General features: G+C 44.6%; 20 protein-coding genes. 10 read left to right on the top strand and 10 right to left on the bottom strand.

The window, feature by feature from the left end:
- Positions 1-469: 469 nt before the first annotated feature.
- Together rocF and J2T16_RS28505 are read right to left on the bottom strand one after the other, a co-directional pair.
- Positions 470-1,450: an arginase gene (rocF, locus tag J2T16_RS28500; protein ID WP_499020177.1), complete on the bottom strand. Its 981-nt coding sequence runs from the start codon at positions 1,448-1,450 to the stop codon at positions 470-472.
- Entirely contained in the window at positions 1,447-2,673 is a 1,227-nt protein-coding gene (locus tag J2T16_RS28505; protein WP_499020201.1) for an ornithine--oxo-acid transaminase, read from the bottom strand. The genes rocF and J2T16_RS28505 overlap by 4 nt, the downstream gene beginning before the upstream one ends.
- Positions 2,674-3,156: 483 nt before the next feature.
- Between J2T16_RS28505 and J2T16_RS28510 the strand changes: the two genes are divergently transcribed.
- Positions 3,157-3,801, top strand: coding sequence for a GntR family transcriptional regulator (locus J2T16_RS28510; protein ID WP_090924967.1), 645 nt, complete (start codon positions 3,157-3,159; stop codon positions 3,799-3,801).
- A 61-nt stretch (positions 3,802-3,862) separates the two neighbouring features.
- Here J2T16_RS28510 and J2T16_RS28515 read toward each other — a convergent pair whose 3' ends face one another.
- The gene (locus J2T16_RS28515) at positions 3,863-4,594 is read right to left on the bottom strand and encodes a methyltransferase domain-containing protein (RefSeq protein WP_499020181.1); all 732 of its coding nucleotides are present in this window, start codon (positions 4,592-4,594) and stop codon (positions 3,863-3,865) included.
- A 163-nt stretch (positions 4,595-4,757) separates the two neighbouring features.
- Between J2T16_RS28515 and J2T16_RS28520 the strand changes: the two genes are divergently transcribed.
- Positions 4,758-5,114 carry a hypothetical protein gene (locus J2T16_RS28520; RefSeq protein ID WP_090924969.1) on the top strand — a complete coding sequence of 119 codons (357 nt, stop codon included), beginning with the start codon at positions 4,758-4,760 and terminating at the stop codon, positions 5,112-5,114.
- A gap of 210 nt (positions 5,115-5,324) precedes the next feature.
- Here the strand turns inward: J2T16_RS28520 and J2T16_RS28525 are convergent, their stop codons facing one another.
- From J2T16_RS28525 to J2T16_RS28535, 3 genes are all read right to left on the bottom strand, one after another.
- The gene (locus J2T16_RS28525) at positions 5,325-5,552 is read right to left on the bottom strand and encodes a cold-shock protein (RefSeq protein WP_090924970.1); all 228 of its coding nucleotides are present in this window, start codon (positions 5,550-5,552) and stop codon (positions 5,325-5,327) included.
- Between the two features lie 185 nt (positions 5,553-5,737).
- Positions 5,738-5,938, bottom strand: coding sequence for a cold-shock protein (locus J2T16_RS28530; RefSeq protein WP_024633772.1), 201 nt, complete (start codon positions 5,936-5,938; stop codon positions 5,738-5,740).
- A gap of 442 nt (positions 5,939-6,380) precedes the next feature.
- A complete protein-coding gene (locus J2T16_RS28535) occupies positions 6,381-6,617 on the bottom strand; it encodes a DUF6953 family protein (protein WP_090924971.1) in 237 nt (78 codons plus the stop codon).
- Between the two features lie 432 nt (positions 6,618-7,049).
- On the opposite strand from J2T16_RS28535, the gene J2T16_RS28540 reads away from it, so the two are divergent.
- Complete coding sequence (locus tag J2T16_RS28540; RefSeq protein ID WP_090924972.1) at positions 7,050-7,721, top strand: phosphatase PAP2 family protein; 672 nt, start codon at positions 7,050-7,052, stop codon at positions 7,719-7,721.
- A gap of 172 nt (positions 7,722-7,893) precedes the next feature.
- Here J2T16_RS28540 and J2T16_RS28545 read toward each other — a convergent pair whose 3' ends face one another.
- A complete protein-coding gene (locus J2T16_RS28545; RefSeq protein WP_154985903.1) occupies positions 7,894-8,673 on the bottom strand; it encodes a helix-turn-helix domain-containing protein in 780 nt (259 codons plus the stop codon).
- A gap of 113 nt (positions 8,674-8,786) precedes the next feature.
- On the opposite strand from J2T16_RS28545, the gene pyk reads away from it, so the two are divergent.
- Together pyk and J2T16_RS28555 are read left to right on the top strand one after the other, a co-directional pair.
- Entirely contained in the window at positions 8,787-10,202 is a 1,416-nt protein-coding gene (gene pyk, locus J2T16_RS28550) for a pyruvate kinase (protein WP_090924974.1), read from the top strand.
- A gap of 52 nt (positions 10,203-10,254) precedes the next feature.
- Positions 10,255-10,449 carry a hypothetical protein gene (locus tag J2T16_RS28555; protein ID WP_499020189.1) on the top strand — a complete coding sequence of 65 codons (195 nt, stop codon included), beginning with the start codon at positions 10,255-10,257 and terminating at the stop codon, positions 10,447-10,449.
- Positions 10,450-10,507: 58 nt separating this feature from the next.
- Here J2T16_RS28555 and J2T16_RS28560 read toward each other — a convergent pair whose 3' ends face one another.
- Positions 10,508-12,031 carry a methyl-accepting chemotaxis protein gene (locus J2T16_RS28560; RefSeq protein ID WP_336121328.1) on the bottom strand — a complete coding sequence of 508 codons (1,524 nt, stop codon included), beginning with the start codon at positions 12,029-12,031 and terminating at the stop codon, positions 10,508-10,510.
- 181 nt (positions 12,032-12,212) lie between these two features.
- A complete protein-coding gene (locus J2T16_RS28565) occupies positions 12,213-12,665 on the bottom strand; it encodes an SRPBCC family protein (RefSeq protein WP_499020192.1) in 453 nt (150 codons plus the stop codon).
- 186 nt (positions 12,666-12,851) lie between these two features.
- Between J2T16_RS28565 and J2T16_RS28570 the strand changes: the two genes are divergently transcribed.
- Positions 12,852-13,670 carry a DUF6597 domain-containing transcriptional factor gene (locus tag J2T16_RS28570; RefSeq protein WP_464679216.1) on the top strand — a complete coding sequence of 273 codons (819 nt, stop codon included), beginning with the start codon at positions 12,852-12,854 and terminating at the stop codon, positions 13,668-13,670.
- Between the two features lie 60 nt (positions 13,671-13,730).
- On the opposite strand, the gene J2T16_RS28575 is transcribed toward J2T16_RS28570, so the two are convergent.
- On the bottom strand, positions 13,731-14,264 hold the full coding sequence (locus J2T16_RS28575) for an MOSC domain-containing protein (protein ID WP_499020195.1): 534 nt from the start codon (positions 14,262-14,264) through the stop codon (positions 13,731-13,733).
- A 238-nt stretch (positions 14,265-14,502) separates the two neighbouring features.
- On the opposite strand from J2T16_RS28575, the gene J2T16_RS28580 reads away from it, so the two are divergent.
- The 4 genes from J2T16_RS28580 (at position 14,503) to J2T16_RS28595 (ending at position 18,812) form a co-directional block, all read left to right on the top strand.
- Positions 14,503-14,901, top strand: coding sequence for a DUF1304 domain-containing protein (locus J2T16_RS28580; RefSeq protein WP_090924989.1), 399 nt, complete (start codon positions 14,503-14,505; stop codon positions 14,899-14,901).
- Between the two features lie 109 nt (positions 14,902-15,010).
- A complete protein-coding gene (locus J2T16_RS28585) occupies positions 15,011-15,811 on the top strand; it encodes a DUF4261 domain-containing protein (RefSeq protein WP_336121332.1) in 801 nt (266 codons plus the stop codon).
- 263 nt (positions 15,812-16,074) lie between these two features.
- The gene (locus J2T16_RS28590; RefSeq protein WP_336121333.1) at positions 16,075-16,434 is read left to right on the top strand and encodes a hypothetical protein; all 360 of its coding nucleotides are present in this window, start codon (positions 16,075-16,077) and stop codon (positions 16,432-16,434) included.
- A 398-nt stretch (positions 16,435-16,832) separates the two neighbouring features.
- Positions 16,833-18,812, top strand: coding sequence for a methyl-accepting chemotaxis protein (locus J2T16_RS28595; RefSeq protein ID WP_336121334.1), 1,980 nt, complete (start codon positions 16,833-16,835; stop codon positions 18,810-18,812).
- The last annotated feature ends 6 nt before the right edge of the window (positions 18,813-18,818 follow it).

An 18,818-nucleotide genomic window follows, 5' to 3' on the forward strand; every position in this document is an offset into this window, starting at 1 on the left:
CGAACCAACTTTGCAAGCTCTTTTTTCAAGTTTCTTTCGAAGCTTGTTTTCAGTGGCTTGCCGCACCGTGTAAACTGTGTTTTCTTGGCCGGAATTAGAATATACCATGTATGACATAACAATGCAATACTTATTTTAAAAATATAAAATTCCATCAGATTCCCTCATATAAACTAGGACTTATATCATTATAGACATGAACTTTAAGAAACCATATCCAACTTATGAAGCTGTGTAATACACTCGCGACGTCGCGCTCATTTCACAAATCACAAACCGAAACCGGATAGAAACTGTAATATGACATCAGACGAACGATCACAGCTGTACCACAACATTTATTAACGTAATAAATACAGGGAAGCCGCGTATATGATCAGCAAAATATTTCAACCGACCAATAACACAACTCCCCTGCAACATACCTTATAGATCATACCTGTTCCCCCTGAGCACTTTCCGCTTCCTTCTATAGAATAGATTTCCCTAACAAAGATGCAATTAATCCAACACCAAGCCGTGCCGTATGCCGGTTCTGATCAAGTAGCGGGTTCACTTCGACCAATTCCATAGATACAACCTGGTTGCTCGTTGCTAAACACTCCATTGCAAAATGCGCTTCTCGATAACTCAACCCACCCGGTACAGGTGTCCCCACGCCTGGCGCTTCACGCGGATCAAGGCAGTCCATGTCAAAGCTAACATGAATACCGTCCGTCCCATCTCCCGCTATCATCATCGCCTGATCAATGACCTGTTGCATCCCCAATCGATCAATATCATGCATCGTAAAAGCTCGAATGCCCAGTGCTCTGATCTGCTCCTTCTCGTACTCATCCAGATCACGAAGTCCGATATACACCAGATTGGACGGATTCACAAAGGAACCAGCACCTCTGATCTGTGACAAATTAAAAGCCGAATGCCCCAGAAACGCAGCCACGCTCATTCCATGCATATTCCCAGTCAAACTATGTTCTTCGGTATTCAAGTCTGCATGAGCATCGAACCAGATCACACCTAAATTGCTGTAATGAGCAGTTAACCCGGCCAAAGTACCGATGGCTACACTATGGTCTCCCCCAAGCACAACTGGAAAGGCTCCCTCTTCAAGAGCAGATGCTACTTCTTGACACACATACTCACTGACCTGCTGAACCTCATTCAGATACTTTACCGTCTTGCGCCCAAGTGAAGTTGCTGATTGTGTAGGGCAATCCACACGCACCTCTCTATTCAAGAGAAACCCCAAACTCGCAATTTCACGCTTCAACCCGGCGGTGATCAGTTCATCAGGGCCTAACTCGGCCCCATTTCTAGCACCAGCTAATCCAAAAGGAACTTTAATCAGAGCCACTTCTTGTTGATGAGTCTTTACATGGCGAGTGGCCTGACCAGATACATTTGCTATCCCCTGCTCCCGTGAAGCCAAAACATCCTCATTCTTCATAAAGTATCGCTCCTTTTCATCGTTGTCGAATCATCACTAAGCACTTCTTTAATGATCTCTATAGCCCAATCAATCTCAGATTCGTTGATAGTTAGTGGGGGAGCAAAACGAATGGTTGTTTCATGCGTTTCTTTACAAAGTAACCCCGCCGACATCAGACGTTCGCAATAAGGTCGTGCAGGACCATCGAGCTCAACCCCGATGAATAGACCTTTGCCCCGAATTTCCCGAATGGCAGAGCTCTGAATACCTTGAAGTTGTTCCATAAAATAATTCCCCAGCCGCTCTGACCGCTCCGCAAGCCGCTCATCTTCCAAAACATCCAATGCGGCAACTGCCACCGTACAGGCAAGTGGATTACCCCCAAACGTAGAACCATGCGATCCCGGCTCAAACAGATCCAGGATATCTGCTCCGGCAGCGATTGCCGAAATCGGCATCACACCACCTCCAAGCGCTTTGCCCATAATCCATATATCTGGTTCGGCACCCTCCCAATCAGAGGCGAATCGACGCCCCGTTCTTCCAAATCCGGTCTGGATCTCATCCGCCATGGTCAAGACTCGCTGCTGTCTGCATATCTCAAACGCCTCGGACAAGTATCCAACTGGAGGAATAATAATTCCCGCTTCGCCCTGAATGGGCTCAACAAGGAAACCCGCCGTATTCGGTGTGATCGCTTGTCTCAACGCCTCCAGATCACCGTAAGGGATAATTCGAAATCCAGGTGTGAACGGTCCAAAATCCTTTTTATATGCAGCAGATGAAGAAAAAGAAGTAACCGTCAGGGTTCTTCCATGAAAATTGCCAGAACATACAATAATTTCAGCACGATTTTCAGGTACCCCCTTACAACGATATGCCCATCTGCGTACAGCCTTTATCGCTGTTTCAACCGCCTCTGCTCCTGTATTCATAGCTAATATTTTGGCTTTACCCGTAAACGTGGACAGTTTTTGATAAAATATCGCTGCAGCATGGCTGTGAAATGCCCGTGATGTCAATGTGACCTTGTCTGCCTGATCTTTCAACGCTTGAATGATGACAGGGTGTCTATGTCCATGATTCAGTGCTGAATACGCACTTAACATATCCATATATCGGCGGCCTTCAGGGTCCTCTACCCACACCCCTTCTGCCTGTTCAATGACGATGGGAAGTGGATGATAATTAGGCGCAGCATACGTTTCCGACCATTGAATGAACATCTCGGTATCTGGCATTCCTTCACAACCTTCCGCATAATATTGTATACAAAATACAGTAACAGTGTATGCGAGTTGATCTGCGTTTACGACTTGTTTCCTCTTTTTCCGCATCCGCCCTGTTTGTATACCAGCACTCCAACATATCAAAATAGCTTTATCTTTCTTAAAGATGAACCACTAGCCCTCGGATGAAGAACCAGTGTGAACCCATTTTAAATTTGTATACAATATACATAGTATGATACGCGCTTGTTTATATCTTCAATAGTAGCAAACCCATACGAGGATGACAACGCTTTTTCAATCATTTCCATACTATAATTCCAAAAAATGTTCACTGAACATTGCCACTTATGTATCTCCCCACATGTGAACTTTGCTTGCCCAACTCCCCCCTCGATGGTAAGATGATAAAAACTTGAAACACCCGGAACAGCGCGCCCTGTATGGCTTCATTAACCATCGATCGTCACTATACATATAGAAGGGAGAATTTGTATGGAGGTTCCTAAATACCGTTCCTTGAAAGATCACGTCTACGATTACATCGCTCAGAAGATTCAGGACGGGACGCTACTTCCCAACCAGAAGATTAACGAAGCCGAAATTTGCAAAAGGCTGGATATCAGTCGTACCCCTACCCGGGAAGCTTTATTTCAGTTGACCTCTGACAATCTATTGCAATATATCCCACGCAGGGGATTTATTGTTGCTCCTTTTGACACAAGCAAAAAGCTCGAATTCTCGCAGGCCATCGGTGCACTGGAGGCATTAGCCGCCACGCTGGCAGTGGATCACCTCAAAGCGTCAGAACTTATAGAAATGGAAGCCCTGATCGCCCGTATGGATGAAGACATCAATCAACTCGATCTGGCTGCCTACAGCAAAGATCAGTATCTGTTTCACAACCTATACATCCAGCGCTGCGGCAACGCCACCGTCATCGAAATGTTGAACACACTTAAGAATAGCTTTATCCGTCAATCCTATGTCAGTGATAACAAGCCAAAACTATCCGAGGTGCTACATGAAGTCAATGAGGAGCACAGACAGATTTTAAGTGCGTTTCGTGCGAAGGACAAACCACAGCTGGAAGCACTGCTCAAACATCACTGGCGTATTATTGATAACGACATGCTGTAACCTACTACTTATAAACGTGAGAGGCAACTCACATCATAACGAAGGTGAGTTGCCTCTTTTTTTAATTCGTCCCAGCTTCTGTAGGAACTCTAGCCGCAAATACGGCATATCCCAGCCTTTTTCCGTATCTCAGAAGCAACCGGTCATTGGTACGACTCATTCGCTGTATATTTTTATCCTCAATCCAGTTCATATCCATCTCTCGTAAAGGGTCGTGATCGACTCCCCACTTGCCCATTGTACGCGATTGCTCCTTCACTTCAACTTTGGAGAATCCGCATCCCCTCAGTCGTTTCTTCCAAGCTGACACCGTTGCCAGTGTACGTATCCCATAAAATCGCTTCAGTCTGCGACTCATCAGCTCTGTTTTCCTTCCCGATAAAACCATTTCCCGATCGACAAGTAGTCCTCCAGGTTTTAGCACTCTTCGGTACTCAGCCAGTGCTCTGCGCCATGAGGTGAAAATCGTGACCGATTCGATAAACACCACGTCCACGTGATGATCTGGTAAGGGTAATGCTGTAGCGTCAGCTTGAATAAAACGCACATCAACCCGCTCTTTACGCGCACGCCTTACCGCTTTATCCAGCATGTGACGGTGCAGATCAACTGCAGTTACGTTGTACCCCTGACGGGCCAGATAACATGCTGTTCTTCCCGCACCACACCCAATCTCCAGAACATGAACCCCAGCAGGAAGCGATAATGAATCAAGCAGTTGCAGTGTGGCCGAAAATCCACCAGGATGAGCACTTCCTTCTCCTAAACGAGCAAGCAAATCATGATAATCCATGACTCCCCCTCCTTCCCTCCCTCCAGTCTATGGAACAAACCGAAAAACGGCTCCTGACTATGGAGAAAACCGGGTACTCGTCCATACCAATCCACTCGATTCCTACTATGATATACAAACCGTTGATTTCAGGCGGCAAACCGCAACTATGAGGGGGATATGCATGCACAGAATTCATCCGGTATGTGAAGAAACGGTGTCACCGCATGTGGGGCGCCCTGTCTGTCTTGTCATGAGAGACGGCACGCATATGTATGGTACACTTGGAGGCTGTCGGGACGGGAAGGTCTACTTGAATGAATGTTTTCAAGGTCCGCGCCTGTCTTCCGTCCAATCCAAGCAACAACTGCGCAGAGTAAGTAAAAAGAAATTATCATCAGCCAGAAAAGCTAAATCTTCAGCTTATGGCGGCTACCCATATGGCGGTGGATACGGTGGTTATGGCGGTTACGGATACGGAGCTGGCTATGACGTTGCCCTGATTGCTACGTTGTTCCTTCTTCCATTCTTATTTATCTAAATCTCAAAATAATCAGCTATTGTATGTATATTAGCAATCAACAAAACCTCTTCTTGTCCAATTACGGAACATGAAGAGGCTTTTTTTCTGTAACAAAAAAGGCATTCGCCTTAAACGAATGCCAGGATGTTCTTATTTAATTCCCTACCTCAGTCACGGATGTTCACATTATCTAAAAAAAAACACCTCGCGAGAGGCGGGTAAGCTATATTAAATCCGATTTCCTTTAGACATCGTTTTCAGGTTACTATTCGAATTCTCAAGCAATGGCAGCATCCTAGTCGTGCTCACCATCTCAGAAGCACATATTGGACAAGTAGGTACGGTATCAAACGCAAAATTGTCCCGCATCCATCCTTTGCACGTATCACTCGTACATTCCCAGATTGCCGCATCTGCTTGTGGAATTTCTTCCAACGGTTTTTTGCGATTATACATGACTTCTACCCCCTTTGTTATGGAAACACATCTTACTGACGTTATTTCACAAAAGCCACTGCTTAGCGGAAGTGTAACATCCGCCGAACTTCTGCCTCGACAACGGTTGGGCCAACTTCATCTATAAATCAAAAAAAAGAAGCTGCCTTTATCATTATAACATGTTAAAGGCAGCTATGCTTTAATTACAGTTTTACAACTTCTTCTGCTTGAGGACCACGGTTTCCTTGTACAATTTTAAATTGCACGCGTTGACCTTCGTCCAGCGTTTTGAAGCCTTCGCCTGTAATAGCGCTGAAGTGTACGAATACATCTTCTCCGCCTTCAACTTCGATGAAACCGAAGCCTTTATCAGCGTTGAACCATTTTACTGTTCCGTTTTGCATGTGAATTACACCTCCAAATAAAGATTAACATGTTCCTTTGTTCTTTGCAGCAAGCAAATAAAAATTCACACATTGAAAAAGGTACCAGTCATAAAATATAAGTGATCGCCCTTTACAATATGTGAATTAGGTTTTCCACTCTGCTCTGTACAACTTGATTCTTAGTATACCTCTAATTGATTCAAAAAGCAAATCATTGTATTTTCTTTTCAAACAGCTTTGGAAATACCTGTTTATTATCTTCATGCCATGATCAGTCTGTGTTGTCCCCTGTGAAAGATCGTCTTTCTGCGGTCTTATGAAAGGATATGCAGTTCCCACCCAACTTATACATGATTTGTGAAAATGTTCTGTCTTGCATATCCATCATACTCAGGCCACTACTGCCCATCTTACTCAGAGTCAATGCAACAATATGTCGGCACCCGACTTAACTACACAACTAAGTCCATGCCCACATAAAAGCATCGCGATCCCAAGCAACCCGCCCGCCATGAAGCTTGCGAAATGCTTTTTTCACCTCTTTGGACAAGGAAGCATTACCGTTCTCATTAACAAAAACAAAATGCTCTCCGTAATGAGTTCTTACATATTCTATTGCTACTTCCTGACGAAGCGTGCCTGTAAACTTAATCTCAGAAACCATCCATTCAGCTACGTCCTGCGCCGTCTTTTCCATTCTTTCACCTGCCGTTCTTCAATTACAACGTGGTCAATCTTTTCTTGCCTGACTTTCTACCGTCTAAAGTATACCACGATTGTAGAAAATACGAAAAATAGGAAAGGACAGAGTTACGACGAAGGAGAAATGAACGTTCTACAATCCATTTCAGAGCAAGTGTACCCATTCCAGAGAGAGCGTAATATAATACCTTGCATGAACAGCTTGAATGCTTCGTATGGGATGGATAAAAACATAAAAAGTAACAAAAAAGAGATACATCTAATTGTATTTTATCCTAAAATCAGGTATGGCTTATCCCTCTGCCTGTCCATTATAGTAAGACTTAAGATTGAAACTGCAGGGGCGCTTCATCTATTTAGCGTCAAATGACTATGAAACTTAGATAACGATGAAATTGATAATGCATATCGAATCAGGGAGGATTTTATGAAAGCATTTTTTCAACGATGGGGACATCTGCTGGCCATTCTATGTATACCACTTCAAGGCTCCATTTATATGTTCCTAGGTAGTCAAGCGGGAAGTGATGTATTTTACAATTATGCCTGGATTGATACACAAATTCCTTTTATCAAAGAATTTATTATTCCATATGTCAGCTGGATGCCTATTTTATATCTAAGCTTTCTCTATCTTGGTTTAACGAATAAGTCGTTATTCTGGCGGACACTGCTCATTTATAACGTCGGGGTGATGGCAGCGAATGTTTGTTTTGTGGTATTCCCCTCGTATGTGCCACGTCCGGAAGTGACCGGAACAGATCTAAGCAGTGTACTTGTGCAATTCATCTATTCTAATGATGCGCCTGTGAACTGTTTTCCAAGCGTCCATTGTTTAACAAGCTACATGTTGTTCATCATTCTCAACCGACATCTGAACGTTAAACCTGCCGTGCGAATCTTCGGCTCCGTCTGGCTATGGCTCATCATTGCTTCAACTGTCTTCGTCAAACAGCATTCCATGCTGGACGTCGTTGGTGGCATTGCTTTTGCTGAAGCCGCTTATTGGACCGTTCATGTCTTTGCCAAACGTCTGGGACAGACCGCAAAAAACAGCAAGCAACCACTCCGATCCACGCAGCCAAGCCGAAATGCATAACGTAGTTCCAGGACAAACATTATAGATAAACAGGTTGCGACATGGTACATTTCAACAATAACAACAACAAAACAATAATAAAGAGGGCTCAGGTGCCCTCTTTTTTTATTGCATTCTTCAGACTAAAGTTATTGATTATAAATTCTACTAGACCAGTACGGGCTACCATTCGTTAGACAATCGGGGGACGCTCATGCAAGAGATCGGATGGTGGGCTGCCCATAAGCCGTTTGAATATGCGGTAAAAATAAGACAGATCCCGGTAGCCGAGAAATTCGGCAATTTCCTGAATAGAGAGCTGCGACTCGGTGAGCAGGTACAGAGCCCTTTTCATCCGTTGGTCATGAACGTACTCGCTAATCGTCTGATTCGTTACAGTTTTGAACAGGGAGGCCGCATAATTGGGAGACTTTCCGATCTCGTCACCAAGCTCTTCCTTCGTTACCTTCTCCCGATAATGCTGCTCAATATACCGTTTCATCCGTTCCACGTACCGATGCCTCTCTGGCGGAATGATACCGCGATCGAGTTCCCGGTTAATATAAATTAGGACTTCCATCAATAAGGCCTGGCTCATCATGACATAATAAGAAGGACGCTCTTCCCATTGTTGCTGAATGCTCTTCATTCGCTGATGAATCAGTTCGTAACAGCCTGGTTTATGCCTCAAAGGTTCACGCTGTTCGAGTGCAGGCAGTTCTGCAGTCTCATTTTGCCTCAACAAAATAACAAACTGGGTGTGCGTAACCGTAGGAATACTCTTTCCATAATAGGGTGTACCACCAGGAATAAGTAACAGTTCACCCTTTTCCATGATCTGTTTATCTCCGTTCACCCAATATACACATTTTCCATATGTAACCAAGCTAAGACGCCAAATCCCTTGTGGTTGCACGGCTTCTTCGTACCACCCTACGCCATTCACATGATGTACTTCAAGTGGAGTAACCATATAACACCTCATTATCGGACTATACTCTAATCATTGTACTATAGTTCATATCGTGATTCGACAGAAAACGCTACAATGTACACATAAGCACTAAATATGAGGAGGATATTAGCATGTTGAAAACCAAAATTATCTGTACTATGGGACCTGCTTGTGACTCAATCGAAACGTTGAAAGTAATGATTCAGGAAGGTATGACGGTTGCCCGTCTAAATATGGCTCATGGAGAGCTGGAAGATCACGTGGGACGGATTAACAATATCCGTACAGCTGCTGCTGAACTGAACAAATATATCCCCATTATGATGGATATCAAAGGACCGGAAGTACGGATCGGTAAATTAAAAGAAGCTTCGGTTCACCTGCAGGCAGGTAAAGAACTTACCCTGACTACTGAGGATATTCTTGGTGATGTAGAGCGTATCTCTGTAAACTATCCTGAATTGAATCTGGTTGTCAAACCAGGAGATCGCATTCTGATTGACGACGGCTTGGTTGATCTGACTGTATTGTCTGTCGAAGGTTCAGAGATTCACTGCAAAATCATCAGCGGCGGTATCCTGAAACCACGTAAAGGTGTGAACCTGCCGGGAATCAAAACGACTTTGCCAGGCGTAACCGAGCGTGACGTAATGCACATCGGATTTGGGATCGAGAACAACATCGAGATTATCGCAGCATCCTTTGTTCGTAAAGGCGATGACATTCGTGAAATCCGTAGCATTCTCAAAGAACGCGGTCAAGACCATGTACAGATCATCTCCAAAATCGAGAACCAAGAAGGCATGACCAACCTGGATGATATCATCGAAGCATCCGACGGCATTATGGTAGCTCGTGGTGACCTCGGGGTTGAAGTTCCGATTGAAGACGTACCGATGATGCAAAAAGAAATGATCGACAAATGTAACAAAGCCGGCAAACCGGTTATCGTCGCTACACACATGTTGGAATCCATGCAAGTAAATCCTCGTCCGACACGTTCCGAGGTAAGTGACGTGGCAAATGCGGTACTGCAAGGCGCAGACGTTGTAATGTTGTCTGGCGAATCCGCTGCTGGTAAATATCCGATCCAATCTGTTCGTACGATGGCTGCTGTTGCACGTCGCGCAGAAACAATGATCGATTACAAAGAACAATTCAACCAAAAGTCTGCGCAGCAAGTGGCTGACATTACCGAAGTTATCAGTCAGGGAGCAGTGAGTTCTTCCCTCGTTCTGAATGCTAAAGCGATTATTACTTCGACAGAGAGTGGTTTCACAGCTCGAATGATCTCCAAATATCGTCCAAAAGCACCGATCATCGCAGTCACTCAACATGAGGAAGTGCTGTCCAAAATCTGCCTTCTCTCCGGCGTTATTCCGGTAATGGGTGATAAAGTGACAACAACGGATGAAATGTTCGAATCTGCAACACGCAATGCGATCAAAACAGGTTACATTGAAAAAGGTGACATTATCGTATTGTCAGCTGGTGTTCCAATCGGCCAATCCGGTAACACCAACCTGATTAAAGTACTGCAAGTATAATTACGAATCGCGGCATAGCGAAAAAGTATGAAATCAAAAAATCCACCGGGATGTGAAATCCGGTGGATTTTTTGGTTTTCCTCTTTTACTTACTAAATTAAAAGCTGAACGAGAAAAAATTGATCTATTCTTTTACACAGAAACGGAGAGGACAGAAAAAACCTGGAAAAGCGAAGCGCTCGCCTTTATCACCGGATTTTACCCTTTAGGAAAGGGAACAAAAAAATCTGGGGATAACAGCGATTGAAAGGTTATTCTGTCATCGGAGTGTTCCGTGTAAACACCTTACTTCAATTAACATCCTTCTACAAGTTGCGCGAATAGTTAACCAGATCCTGTGACATGTTGTTGATCTCATCCATTGAGGCATTGACCTGCTGCGTCAGGGCTGCCTGATTCTGAGTCAATGTGGACATGTTGCCGATATGCTGCAAAATATGATCAATTAACGTTTTCATTTTCTGCATGCTATCTTCAATGTTGACCGTTGCCTCCGAACTGTGATCAGCCAACTTCCGCACTTCCCCAGCTACAACGCCGAAGCCCAAACCGAGTTCGCCTGCACGTGCGGCTTCGATGGCTGCATTCAAACCGAGCAGATTCGTCTGGCTGGCAATCTCTCGAATAAACGCTGTAATACTCTTCGTATCATCCACACTGTCCCGCACCTGCGTTGCCGCATCAGCGGATAACTCCTGAGCATTAACAAGCTCCTGTGCCTGATCCGTAATGGAGTTAATGCCATTCACCATCTCTTCGATGGAGTCGGACAATTGTTTTGTTTTCAAATTCATCGCTTCAACAATGACTTCTTTGTTCTTCTGGTGAGTAACATCCCGAATCGTACCAGCAACACGAAGCGGTACGCCATTCTCGTCACGAATGGTTTCACCACCCGCATGATACCAGCGATACTCCCCGTCTTTTCGTTGCAAACGGTAATCAAGATCGTACGGCGTTCTGCCGCTGTAATCATTCATATGTTCAGCAAATGCATTGATCGTACGGTCATGATCTTCGGGATGAAGACGAGAGCTCCAGCTGCTGAACACATTCGGGAAATCTTCTTCATTCTTGAACCCGAGTTCTCTTCGGAATTGTGGCGACCACCAGAATTCATTGTTTGGATTGACCACATCCCCGGCAACGACCGTCATATCCCACGGCGCTTCTACAAGTGCACGGTTGACGAGATCATAACGGGTAACAAGCGCCTCGAGTTCATCTGACTTGATCTTCTCCTCATGAACGTCGAACATGACTCCAATTAACTTAACCGGAGCACCTGTAGCATCTCTTAGAAGTCGTCCAAGACATCTGAACCAACGAACATCTCCGTTTTTCAAAACCATACGGCTTGTAACATTATATCCCGCTTGGTCATTCGGATCATTCACATGTCTCGTAATATCCTCCACAAGCTGTGGTCTGTCCTCTGGATGCACAGATTTAGCCCAACTGGCGAATTCATTGGGGAAGTCCTTCGAATTACTATAGCCCAGCATCTTCCGGAACTCTTCCGAGAATGAAACGATGTTATTGTGATCCAGCGGATTACCTGCAACGATCTTCGACTCCCATATCGCCGCTTGGAGTGCCTGATTCAACATGGTAAGACGCATTTGCGCAACCTCATGCTGTGATTGCATCAGTTGTACTGCTTTTTGAATATTTCCCAAAATTTCATCATTGCCTTGTGCATCAGCATCTGTCCCGCTCCAAAACTGGCCCTTCTGAGCGTTCTCAAGCAAACGACGGCTGTAACTCAGCAATTGCTCATGTGAATCTATACGATTTGATTTGCTTACTTCACTACGTTTCAAAAACATCGCGGTATCCCCTCTTATGTAAGGTGTCTTTATATATTCTTCGACATATATTGACAAGAAGTGTAGGTCTAAAGTCTCCAATGTAAAAAAAAAACGCAAATCCCCCTCAGTTGGAGAAGATCCACGTTGTTAGATGATATTCTGTTTTTTGTATAACTCCGATTTACGTAAAAATAATTCTCTACGACCATCCGAAATTAAGCGTTTTGCCCGTCTCTACCCATGTTTTAATACTACTTAGAATCATCCACCAGCTATTCTGCGCATTGGCATAGGAAGGATGGTTATCTGTAAACTGATCATTGATCAGCGTCAGCTTGGTACACTCCCCTACGTTCTCTAACTGAAAGATGACTCTCGACTGAAGCTCGGCATGATTGGAATGATACGAGGGCCCTGGATGTTCTAGGTAGCCAAGTGTGGAGAGCGGCTCAAACTCCAGAATCTCACCATATACATGGACGGTTTCCTCACCATCATTACCGGGCCCGACATAAGCAAAGGGCTGTCCAGGTTGAAAATTCGAGCGAAGCTCACTGCCAAAGAAGCTACTACGCGTACCCTCCGAGGAAATCAGGGCATTCCATACTTCTTCACGTCCTGCATTGATATAAAATTCATATTTTAATTCCATCAGCTACGCACTCCCTTTCATACACTCAAACTACGGTTGTTTTTCCCGTATTTCTATCCTACCTTTAAACCCTATTGCTCGTATTGTAAAAACGCGACAACGACGAAAAATCCGTTATACTAAAGAAGATTCATTGAACCAGATCGCTTCACCATCTTTTCCAAAAAGGAAGGAGAGTACACAGGTATGAACAGGACAGGCAAGCTCGATCCGCCCCCCATGGGTTTGCTTCATCTGGAAGTAGGCAGGCAACAATATCAGTTACTGCGAGTGCCTCCAGCCGAGGTACTGAATCCTTTTGTCAAACATTACTGGATGGTGTCCTGGGATCTTGCGGGCAGTGACCCGTATCCCCAGCATGTAGTGCCTAACCCCTGCGTCAATCTGGTCGTTGAGCGAAACAAAACATTTTTTTTCGGACCTTCTGATCAAAAGTTTACGTACGCTATTCACGGCAAAGGTTGTGTTTTCGGCGTAAAGTTCAGACCGGGGGGATTCTATCCCTTCCTTCGAGCACCCGTTTCTACTCTCTACGGGAAACCACTTGAGGTATCGGGTCTGCTCGGCATCCGTGCCGGAGCATTAGAAGATATTTTGCTTGGTGAAGACGCTATGGAGGAAAAAGCCCGCTATATGGATCAAATGCTTTCTGCACGCCTTCCCGCGAAGGACATTGACGCAAGCTTAACCTGTGCTATTGTGCAGCATATTGAGCAAGATCGGGATATGCTGAGAGTAGATCAGCTGTCATCCCACTGGAATCTGCATACACGCAAACTCCAGCGTCTGTTTAATCAATATGTCGGCATCAGCCCCAAAACAGTCATCCAATTATATCGCCTGCAAAATGCCGCTGAATGCATCGAACGCGGCTTAGCCTGCGACCTGGGCAAGTTATCTCAAGACCTGGGATACCATGATCAATCTCATTTTATTAAAGACTTCAAATCCATCATTGGCAGCACACCCGAAGAATATATGCTGTTGTCTGCATCTGTTCCATGAAGCAGAAGCGGAAACCATGCAGGATGAGAATCTATGAAATACAGCCACCAGGATAGATACCTAAGGCAAACGTATCACTTCAATCGTGTCACCTGTATGAATGGTACCCTCACGTTCAACGGAACAGACGATACCGCGTTTCTTGCGGGCGGCCGGCACAAACTTTTTGCGCAAACCCTCCTGTCCGTAGAACTGTTCAATGACTTTTCCAGGATGCACACAAGGCAGGTTCTCTCCTTCACAGATCAAGCCTGTTCCATCAGGAAACAGAAGTCTGGTTCCCACGGGCAGTTCAGTCAATTGCTCTATACCTCGAACCAGTATATTGGCACCAAGCCACTCGGGACGCACTTCCGAAATGTTCATCTTCTGGGCGATCAAAGCGCACTCTTCCTCAGAAACGATGCTGATCTGCCGGCGATTGGCAATCGGCGTACCCCGTTTGTAGATTTTCTGACGGGAATCTGCTGGTCTTAACAGACCGTAATGCCGATCACCGGGTATTCCAGCAAGTTCAATATCTATAAAGGGCACTACCCTTGTTACAAATGTAGACGGATCATCTGCAAGGAGAACAAATTGAGCCGTTCCCATTAAACTCCCCTCCCTTTCTGGATCATTCACTTTCCCCTGTTACTCTAAGTGTTGTTACTCAGTGTATGGATCTTTGATAATCGGTAGATGCTGATAGGTAAAAGGTATGTCTTATTATCTTACCCACTTTTCGAAGTTAGAAGAAAATCAAGAATAAAATTCAATTACAATACACACAATTAAATTGCAAAAAATTAATTTGAAATTCCCCGTTTATATGCTAATCTATATATTAAGTATGTTAGGAGTTCATTACATAGTAGAAAGCAGGGTGTTTCTTTTGATCGGTACTATTTTTGTCGCTCTTGTAGCTGTTGAACACTTCTATATCATGATTATGGAGATGTTCATGTGGACACGTCCACGCACGATGAAAACGTTTGGCACTACACCGGAGTTTGCTAACTCCACCAAAGCTCTTGCCGCTAATCAGGGTCTGTACAACGGTTTTCTTGCAGCCGGTCTGATCTGGGGCCTGTTGTATCCGGATTCCAGTGTAGGGCTGCATATTCAGATTTTCTTCTTAGCATGTGTAATCATTGCGGCTCTCTACGGCGGTGCAACTTCTTCACGATCCATTATTATCAAACAGGGCTTGCCGGCAATCATTGCACTGTTGCTTGTATTGTTCCTGTAACTTGTTTCAAACGGGCATAATCTGCGACTGGACCCTCGGATATGGTAAGGTAGGAAGTATATCTTGCCAATCACCAGAATGGTTCTGGGAGTAGAAAGGGGAACATGTCATGGGACTGTTTGACAAGCTGCGTCGGCGCAAAAAGGAAAAGGTACAATCCAGCGTTGTTGCTCCGCAGACGGATTATAGTCAAACCATTGTCGGATTTGTGCTATTAGAACGGGAAGACTGTGATTTTAATCTTTTTGTCGACCGGATGAAGATGGAATGGAATATTGAGATTAATGAACAAGCCGAGGAAGGCAACCTCTTCTTTGAAGTTGATGGAATGCAGGTCGTTTGCGCTCACATTGCCGCACCTGTACCCGACCGCGAGGTCGAGGAGAATGCGAAGTTAAACATTCTTTGGCCAGAAGCTGAACAGGTAACTGCAAGGCACCAGTCTCAGATCATTGTATCTGTTCTGAATGCAACAGATGCTATCCAGGGACACATCCTTTTTACTCAAACCGCATCCGCATTACTGCAATTGGATCATGCTCTCGCAATCTACATGTCTCCACTTGTCGTTGAAGCAGGTAAGTATGTGGAGGTAAGCCGTGGGCTTAAAGAGAATGAATTACCGATACCTCTGTGGGTGTTCATTGGTCTGTATCAAAATACCGAAGGTGCTTCAGCTTATACGTACGGCCTGCGTAACTTCGGGAAAGTTGAGATGGAGATTACTGGATCGCCCAAGCCATTAAGTGATGTCTTTGAGATGATGTTTATGACAACCACCTATGTTGTTGAAAATGATGTTACCCTGCATGATGGTGAGACTCTTGGATTCACTCCAGAGCAGAAATTAAGCATTACTCTTTCCAAGGGAATTGCTACGGAAGGGGAAAGCCTGAAGATTGGCTTATAACCGTTCCTGATACTCCCTTGCAATACTGATATTCACAAAAGCCGCCTGGCGATAATACTCCGGGCGGCTTTTGATTTTTAGAATCCTTCCAGAGTCCACGCTTGACCGGAGTTGTAAACCCCGCATTTTACTCTACTAGAATTATATGGTTCAAAAGAACTACAATCATGTGAATTCCATATTCAACTATCGCAGAAAACAGTATAATTAATAGGCTATTAGACTTATAAAATACATAAAACAATCAATGAGGAGCTGCTTTTATGTCTGTCAAACGTTTGGATTCAACAAAACCGATTATTGAGATTACGTGGGAGGGGATTGTCTCACCAGAACAGGTCGATCAAGTCAACGCAGAGATTGAAAAGATCGCCCCGCAACTAGGTCATACATTTGATGTACTCGTTGATATGATACACATGAAGGCTTTTCCGCAAGACACGAAGGAGAAAATGGTGGAGCATCAAAAAAGACTGAAAGACCTGGGCATGAAACGGGCCAGTGTGGCTGTCGGTGGAGCGATCGCCAAAATGCAGCTCAATCGAATCTCCAAAGAATCAGAACATCAGACCGAATTCCAATGGGAAACGTATGATGAGGCATTGGAATTTTTATTGAAATAAGAGTGCAATATGATGTGTTTAAAAAAGGGTGCTTTCCATTGGAAAGCGCCCCTTTCATTTTTCTCGTTTATTAAGCAGCTTATAAAGTGCAATTTACTAGGATAATATCTCATTTTAATTCTCCATGTGTCTAGAAAGAGCGTTTTCAAGTAAGAAGTATAAATATACAAGATCTCGCGGAAAGCTATACATTTTAATTTAATAATGACGATATATTTCATATACCAGAGCTGTAATCCACACTATCATAATCGTTATTTCGTTTGTGTTTTTTTAACATGTGGGTTACGGATCTATCGAACTTTTCATGGGGTAAAGCAACTACAGAGAATAGAAGGGATTCTGTAACATCACATGAGTTTCATTCAACAGAGAATTAACATACTAGGAGGAATAATATGAAGCTCAAACCTAAATTAATGGTAATGTTTATGACCTCTGTACTAGTTACTGCACTGCCTCTTGCCCTTCTTGGTTTGTATCAAACAGAAAATCAGGCTACCCGTAACGTCAAATCTCTACTTCATGGGTTAATGAATTCAGCGACTAACCAGTTAGAGGGGTGGATTGCGAGCAATGCCAAGGTCGTCGAAACCTTAGGCTTTGTAATCGAACAAGCTGTGCCTGAAGGCACGCTTACAGAGGATTATTTCAAAATAATGAACATGGGCGATAATAAGGACTATCTATCCGACCTATACTTTGGCTCAGAGAAAGATGGCACCTTCATGAACGGATCAGATTGGTCACCGGATGCAGGTTACGATCCACGTGAACGCCCATGGTATGAACAGGCCAAACAAGCATCTACCTTAATATTCTCTGACCCTTATCAGGATATGATGACTAAAAAATACGCTATTTCCATGGCTATGCCTGTTCATAATAAACAAGGGAGCCTAGAAGGAGTCGTCTCAGGCGTTTTATTGCTCTCCACCTTAAAGGATACAGTTAATAAAATTAATCTAAACGGACTCGGGTACTCCTTTTTGATAGACAAAAATGGGATGATTCTCGCCCATCCAGAGGATAAAATGTTGAACACCTCTGCCAAGGATAATCCAGAATTAAGTCCCCTGCTCGCAGATATGCAGAGCAATCCTTCAGGGGAGAAGTCGTTTCAATATAACGGGGAAGATTATTTGTTATTCTATAACCAGATTCCTAGTACAGGCTGGGTGATTGGTTCCGTGATTTCAAAAAAACTTGCCTATGCTGAATTTTATCAATTGCGTAATAACTATATTCTAATTATTGGAGCTACACTTCTGGCTGTACTGGCAGGAGCTTACTGGATTGCCACACTGTTCATCAAACCGTTGAAACAGCTGCACCAGACTTCCATGCAAATGTCAGGCGGCGACTTCACGGGACGGGTTAACGCGAAGGGTAAAGATGAATTTGCTGAACTCGGCATCGCCTTTAACCAGATGTCAGATCAACTCGGCACACTGCTACGCCAAGTCACCACCTCGGCTGACCGGGTACACAGCATATCAGGAGAGATGCAGGAACACACGGAAAATACCAAACGAATTGCAGAACAAATCTCGATTGCCACAGATGAGCTGGCTCAAGGCTCCAGCACACAAGCTGAATCCGTCTACGATGGATCAGGTCGTCTAACTATTATGAGTGACAATGTTGGGGGTATTAACCGCAGTGTAGAACAATCGGTGGAGATGATACGTGACGCCGGTGAAGCGATGCTCACAGGTCTGCAAGCTGTGGATCACCAGGTTGAACTGGCAGACGGCAATCGTCACTCCATTGACCGGGTAGGTGAGTCGATTACACTGCTTGCCGACAAGTCTCAGAAGATTGAGGGCATCGTTGCTATGATTCAAGGCATTGCCTCCCAAACCAATCTGCTGGCGTTGAACGCTTCCATTGAAGCAGCGCGGGCGGGTGAACACGGACGCGGCTTTGCGGTTGTCGCAGAAGAAGTCCGCAAGCTCGCTGAGCAATCAGCTGACTCCGCCAAAGACATCATCGTGCTGCTGAATGAAATTCAGTCAGCCAGTGGCATGAGCGTTAACGAAGTACGCACTGCGGAACAAGGTATAGAGCAGCAGGTTGCCGCTGTACACAACATGCGTGAATCCTTTGTCCGTATTCAGCAGTCCATTGAAGGCATTGAGAACCAGATGAAACAAGTATCCTCTGCAACAACGGAACTGGACGATAATGCAGGCAAAGTGGCCGAAGTGATCTCCAGCGTTGCCGCCATGTCAGAGCAAAGCGCTGCTTCGACGGAAGAAGTAGCTTCTTCCACACAAGAGCAATTCAATTACATTACCAGCATCTCCGAGCGCTCCAATGAATTGGCTGAGCAATCCAAAGCACTGGCCGACGAGGTGAAAAAGTTTAAAGTGTAATGTCGG

The organism is Paenibacillus intestini, assembly GCF_030803945.1.
GTDB lineage: Bacteria > Bacillota > Bacilli > Paenibacillales > Paenibacillaceae > Paenibacillus > Paenibacillus polysaccharolyticus.